Annotated in this window: 4 protein-coding genes; 2 read left to right on the top strand and 2 right to left on the bottom strand. The window is 67.9% G+C overall.

Annotation, left to right across the window (positions count from 1 at the left end; genetic code table 11):
* Nucleotides 1-104 precede the first annotated feature (104 nt).
* Entirely contained in the window at nt 105-929 is an 825-nt protein-coding gene (locus ACE3UY_RS22840; protein WP_374689771.1) for a biotin--[acetyl-CoA-carboxylase] ligase, read from the bottom strand.
* 83 nt (nt 930-1,012) lie between these two features.
* On the opposite strand from ACE3UY_RS22840, the gene ACE3UY_RS22835 reads away from it, so the two are divergent.
* Together ACE3UY_RS22835 and ACE3UY_RS22830 are read left to right on the top strand one after the other, a co-directional pair.
* Nucleotides 1,013-3,559: a transglycosylase domain-containing protein gene (locus ACE3UY_RS22835; protein WP_374689770.1), complete on the top strand. Its 2,547-nt coding sequence runs from the start codon at nt 1,013-1,015 to the stop codon at nt 3,557-3,559.
* Between the two features lie 70 nt (nt 3,560-3,629).
* The gene (locus ACE3UY_RS22830; protein ID WP_374689769.1) at nt 3,630-4,862 is read left to right on the top strand and encodes a hypothetical protein; all 1,233 of its coding nucleotides are present in this window, start codon (nt 3,630-3,632) and stop codon (nt 4,860-4,862) included.
* 24 nt (nt 4,863-4,886) lie between these two features.
* Here the strand turns inward: ACE3UY_RS22830 and ACE3UY_RS22825 are convergent, their stop codons facing one another.
* Nucleotides 4,887-5,678, bottom strand: coding sequence for a crotonase/enoyl-CoA hydratase family protein (locus ACE3UY_RS22825; RefSeq protein ID WP_374689768.1), 792 nt, complete (start codon nt 5,676-5,678; stop codon nt 4,887-4,889).
* Nucleotides 5,679-5,920: the final 242 nt, after the last annotated feature.

Here is a 5,920-nt window from a genome sequence, read left to right as displayed (position 1 = left end):
TCGACGCGCTCGCTCTCGCTGTACACTTCGCTTTCCTCGGTCATGTCTTGCTCACCTCATCCACGCCGTAACTTGACATAGCGTAACGCGCGTCGGGTCAACTGTCAATGCCCGCGCAGCGTTACGTCGCCCGCGGCGACGATATGCAATCGCCCGGCGGCGTCGCGTATGAGGAGCCGCCCCCCCTCGTCCACGTCCTCGGCGATACCCACCAGCGCCGGCGTCGCGCCCGCAGCCGAGACCTGCACCGTCCGGCCCAGGGTGATCAGCCGCTCGCGCCAGGCCGCCAACGGGGAGCGGCCCGCGCTGGCCGCCTCATAGTGGCGTTCCAGGCGCGCCAGCAGGTTAACCAGCAGCGGCCGGCGCGCCACCGGTTGGCCCGCGGCGACGAGTAGACTGGTCGCCAGGGTAGTTGCCTGTGGCAGCGCCGCGCGCGGGATGTTGACGTTCAGACCGATGCCCACAATGGCGCTCTCCAGACGGCCCTCGCCGTCCAGCGCCGCATCCAGCAGCAGCCCGCAGACCTTGCCCTCTTCGCCCGCCACTCCCAGCAGCACATCGTTGGGCCACTTGAGCCGCGCCGGCCGATCGGTCGCCGCCTCCACCGCCTCGGCCACGGCCAGCCCGGCCAGCATCGTCAGCCAGCCGGCCCGCTCGGCCGGCCAGCCCGGGCGCAGCAGTACGGAGAACAGGAGTGACGTGCCCGGCGGCGCTTCCCAGCGCCGGTCGAGCCGGCCGCGTCCGGCCGACTGGTAATCGGTCAGGAGAACCGCGCCGGTTGGCAGCCCGGCCGAATCGCGCTCGGCCAGCCACGTTTTCAGGCGCTCGTTGGTGGAATCGAGCGCGGCGGCGTAGTAATAAGGATGGCCCAGCCAGCGGGTAGATAATGCCGTGGCGACCGCTGGTTCGCTGAGGTCGTCGTCGCCCATCTTTGTATTGTAGGACGAATTGCCAAATCGCCCCACAAGAGGCGATTTGCCAAATCGCCCTACATTATCGACAATGAGACACCATGCGCGCGACCCACATTGCCCGGCGGCGGGAACGAACGAAGCGATCCACTCGCGCCACACGCCGCGTCGCCCTGGGCGTGGGCATCCTGGGGCTGCTGCTGGCGCTCCTCCTCGCGCCGGTCGCCGCCGCCGCGCTGGGAGCAACCGGGCTGCTGGCCTACGTGCGCGCCTTGCCTGACGTCGACGCACTGCGCGACCTGCCCGCCCGCTTCCAACCCTCGCCGGCCACCACGCGCCTCTACGCCCGGGACGCGCCGGATGGCGACGGCCAGCGGCGGCCGGTGCTCTTGCACGAGATGGCTGACCCCCGCGCGGGCGGCGCCGGCTGGGCACGGCCGGCCGAGCTGCCGCGCAGCGTGCTGGACGCGATCATCGCGGTCGAAGACCCTGACTTCCTGACCGCCCCCGCCCCTGACTTGGGCCGCGCTCTGCTCGATTGGGCGCGCGCCGGCGCGATCCGGCAGTCTCACTCGCCCATCATCCGCGCCCTGGTTGACACCCATCTGCGCAACGGGACGCCGGCCGCGCCCGATGACAGCCGGCGCGCGCTGGGAGACTGGCTTCTCGGCTGGCAGGTCAGCCGCCGCTTCTCACGCGGGCAGCTGTTGGAGTGGACGCTCAACACGCGCTACTACGGTCACCTGGCCTACGGCATCGAGGGCGCGGCGCGCCTCTACTTCGGCAAGGGCGCGGTCGAACTGACCACGGGCGAGGCGGCGTTGCTGGCGGCCGTGGCCCGCGACCCGGCGATCAACCCGTTCGATCAACCGGATGCGGCCCGCGCCGGCCAGGCGGTTGTACTCGACGCGATGGCGCAGCAGGGGATGTTGAGCGTGGATGAAGCGGCGCGGGCCGCGGCGGAATCACTGGCCTTCGCCCTTCCACCCTGGGCCAACGCCGCCGCGCCCGGCTTCGTCCGGCTGGCCCGCCGCGAGTTGGAGGCAATTCTCGGCCCGGAGCGCCTGGCGCGGGGCGGCTGGCAGGTGGAGACGACGCTCGACCTGGTCTTACAGGAACAGGCCGCTTGTTTGGCGGCGGGAATGACGCAGACCGCTATGGACGCCGGCGGCTCAGCCTGCCCGGCGCGAGGCCACTTGACATTGCCGGAGGATGCCGACACGCCAACCAGCCTGGCCGTGGTCGCGCTCGACCCGGCGACGGGAGCCATCGAGGCGCTGGTTGGCGGGGCGGACGAACTGGCGGCGCATCCGGCGGGCACGCTGGCCCGGCCCTTCATCTACCTCACGGCATTGAGCCAGGGGTACACCGCCGCCAGCCAGACGCTGGACGTGGAGAGCATCTATCTGCAAGCGGGCCGCCCCTACAGCCCGCGCAACATCGACGGCGACTACCTGGGGCCGCTGCGGCTGCGCGAGGCGTTGGCCGCCGGGCAGGCCGCGCCGGCCGTGCAGGTACTGAGTTGGGTCGGCGTCGGGCGGGTGGCGGAGACAATGCGGGCGTTGGGGTTGGAACCTGGCGCGGAGACGCCGGCCGATTTGACCTTCGCCGAGCGCGGCTTCCCGGCCGGGCTGCTGGAAGTAGGTCACGCCTTCGCCACAGTGGGCAATGCCGGCGCGCGGGCGGGCATCGCCCTGGACAACGCCGCGCCGCGGCCGGCTACCATTCGACAGGTCTTCGACGCCCAGGGGCAAGAGGTCTACGCCTTCACTCCGGCGACACAGGAGACGCTGGCCCCCGAACTCGCCTTTCTGCTGACTGACATGCTGGCCAGCGACGAAGCGGCCTTGCCCGACGGCCGCCGCGCCGCCCTGGCCGCCGGCCAATCGCCCGACGGGGCCGGCTGGGCCATCGGCTACACCCCGGAGCGGCTGGTCGGCGTCTGGGCCAATAGAGCATCTGTCGCCGAACCAGTCTGGCAAGCGCTGATGACCTGGTCGTTGGCCGGGCAACCGGCGACGGAGTGGCCGCGCCCGGTGGGGCTGCGCCAAGTAGCCGTGTGCAAGCTATCGGGGCTGCTGCCCCAACGCGACGGCGCGACCTGTCCCACGGTAAATGAATGGTTTGTGCCCGGCACGGAGCCGGCGGCGACGGACACGATGCAGCGCGAAGTGGCCGTCAACCGCGGGACGGGCCGGCTGGCAACGATCTTCACCCCACCACAGCTCATCGAGCGGCAGCCGTTCGTCGTCTATCCGGACGAGGCGGCCAGGTGGGCAGCCGACCGAGGTCTAACCGGCCCGCCGACCGAATACGATACCATCTATCGCACGCCGGCGCGGGCCGGTGGCGCGGCCGTCACGTCGCCGGAGCCGTGGGCAGCGATCAGTAGTCAGTGGTCGGTAGATGGGTCGGCTGGCGGGGATAGTTTCAGCTACTACCGCCTGGCGTACTTCCCCGGATTGCTGCCGGAGGCGATGCAAGTCATCGTCGAGCGGGCCGAGACGCCGGTAGAGGCGGGCGAACTGGGCGTGTGGGACACAACGCTGCTTGATGATGGCCTCTACACCCTTCTGCTGACCGTCGTCCGCGCCGACGGTACGTTCGATGAGGTGGGGATCCCGGTGACGGTGGCGAATGGCGAGTGACGAACGACGAACGCGGGAGATGGCTCAGATGACGACACAGGATGCTACCGTGGACCGGAAGAACGCCCCGATGGCAGCGAAGCAACCCGCCAGCCGGTCGCTCAAGCTGCTCATCCTATTCCTCTGCCTCATCGCACTGGCCGTGATCTTCGCCACGGCTCTGTTTGAGTGGAGCGTCGCCAACTATAGCGCAGGCCAGCGAGAAGAATCGGACATAGGTATCGCCGCGGCCTTCGGCCTGATCGCCATCATCGGCGCACTGGCGGCAATGGGCCAACCGCGCAACGCGGTGGGCTGGGTGCTATTGTTCTGTGGGCTGACCATCGGTCTGGCCGGTTTGGGCGAGAGCTTGGGCTACTATTTACTCACCACACAACAGGGTTCAGCAGACTCAGCCCTCATTGTCACCTGGCTGGCCGGCATTGGGTGGCTCACGGGTATAGCCCTCCTGCTGCTCGTGTTCCCTTTCCTCTTCCCGAATGGGCGGCTCCCTAGCCGGCGGTGGCGGCCTGTATTCGCGCTGGTTATTCTGTTCGCGATAGCGGTGATCGGCGTCACCCTCGTCAGCCCACTGTTCTCGCGCAAGTATCTTGACCCGTCCGAAACAGATCGGTTGCTGGGGCCGCTGTACCTGGTTTTTCCCTTTCTGGCGTTGCTGGGAGTTACATCGCTGATCGTTCGTTACCGGCCAGCGGACTCCCATACCCGCCAGCAAATGAAATGGCTGTTGGTGACCATCGGCGCGCCTATTATCGCTTTCCTCTTCCTGACAATAGTCGAGGACTTTTTCGGCGCCAGCTACTCCAACGCAGTCTGGGGGCCTTTATATCTGATGATCCCCATTGGCCTGGGCATCTCCCTGCTGCGCTACCGGATGTTCGATGTGGACACGGTCATCCGCAAGACGGCCGTCTACTCTATTCTGAGTATCCTCCTGGCGCTTGTGTACTTCGGCATTATTGTGACGCTGCAAAGGGTATTCAGCGACGTGAGCGGCGATACGTCGAATGTCGCCGTCGTCCTTTCCACACTGGTCATCGCCGCGCTGTTCTTGCCGCTGCGCCGCCGGGTGCAGGCGGTCATTGACCGGCGCTTCTATCGCCGCAAGTACAACGCCGAGCGAGTGTTAGCCCAATTTGCCGTCACAGCCCGCGACGAGACGGACCTTGACGCGCTGACGGCCGAATTGTTGCGGGTGATTCAGGAGACGATGCAGCCAGAGCGGATAAGCATCTGGTTGAAACCGGTCGATGCGGGGGAGCAGGAGGGTAGGGGCGCAGGAGTGAAAGAAGAGCTATTGTGACGGTGCGCTTGCGCAATGAGTCTCTTAATCTGCGAAATCTGTGGATCCTTCTTCTCCCGGCCTCGCCCCATGCCGCCCCTCGCCGCCGGCGAAGCGCGCCGCCCCGGCCAGTCCCTCCGCCCACAGCGCCGCCAGCCCGCCCTTGAACTCCCGCCGCAGGGCTTCATCCAGCGGCCCGTCGAACGCGCCGTAAGCCGACAGTCGGTCGGCGCGCAGGCAAAGCTGGGGGAAGGCGGCGATCTCGTGAGCCAGCGCCTCGGCCACGGCGCGGGCCTGCCCCCGCGGCGCGATCCGGTTGGCGAGACCGATGCGGAGCGCTTCGTCTGCCCCAACCGGCCGGCCGGTCAGGATCAGGTCGAGGGCGTGGCTCAGGCCGATCAACCGCGGCAGCCGGACCGTCCCGCCGTCGATGAGCGGCACGCCCCAGCGCCGGCTGAAGACGCCCAGCACGGCGTCCTCCTCCACCACACGCAGGTCGCACCACAGGGCAAGCTCCAGCCCGCCGGCCACAGCATAGCCGGCGATGGCGGCGATGACCGGCTTGCTGAGCAGCAGCCGCGTCGGCCCCATCGGCCCATCCCCCTCGGCCGACAGCCGGTTGCGGCGGCTCTCGTCGGTGATGGCTTTCAGATCCGCCCCGGCGCAGAACGTCCCGTGGTCGCCGTAGAGGACGCCGACCCGCGCCGTGTCGTCGGCCTCGAAAGCGCGGAAGGCGTCGGCCAGCGCGGCAGCCGTCGGCCCGTCCACCGCATTGCGCGCCTCCGGCCGGCTCAGCACCACTGTCGTCACCGGGCCGTTCTTCTCGATCCTAATCATGAGGAGAATACTATCGGCAAATTGCGAAGAGGCTCACGCAAAGATCGCAAAGAAGCAAAGGACGCAAAGAAGAGATCATGGACTTTTCTTGGCGTTCTTGGTTTTCTTGGCGGACTTTGCGTGAGCCTCTTAATCTGCGGATTAAACCCTCTCGATGATGGTCGCGATCCCCATTCCCCCGCCGGCGCAGAGGGTGACGAGCGCCGTGGACAGGTCACGCCGCTCCAGCTCGTCGAGCGCCG

Source organism: Promineifilum sp. (SeqCode) (assembly GCF_041918635.1).
GTDB lineage: Bacteria > Chloroflexota > Anaerolineae > Promineifilales > Promineifilaceae > Promineifilum.
Note: the sequence above shows the minus strand (reverse complement) of the source record. Positions and strands in the feature narration are given on the sequence as shown.

Coding starts and splice junctions, on each gene's coding strand:
- ACE3UY_RS22835 (WP_374689770.1), top strand. CDS start 1,013: ATGCGCGCGACCCACATTGCCCGGCGGCGGGAACGAACGAAGCGATCC.
- ACE3UY_RS22825 (WP_374689768.1), bottom strand. CDS start 5,678: ATGATTAGGATCGAGAAGAACGGCCCGGTGACGACAGTGGTGCTGAGC.
- ACE3UY_RS22830 (WP_374689769.1), top strand. CDS start 3,630: ATGGCAGCGAAGCAACCCGCCAGCCGGTCGCTCAAGCTGCTCATCCTA.
- ACE3UY_RS22840 (WP_374689771.1), bottom strand. CDS start 929: ATGGGCGACGACGACCTCAGCGAACCAGCGGTCGCCACGGCATTATCT.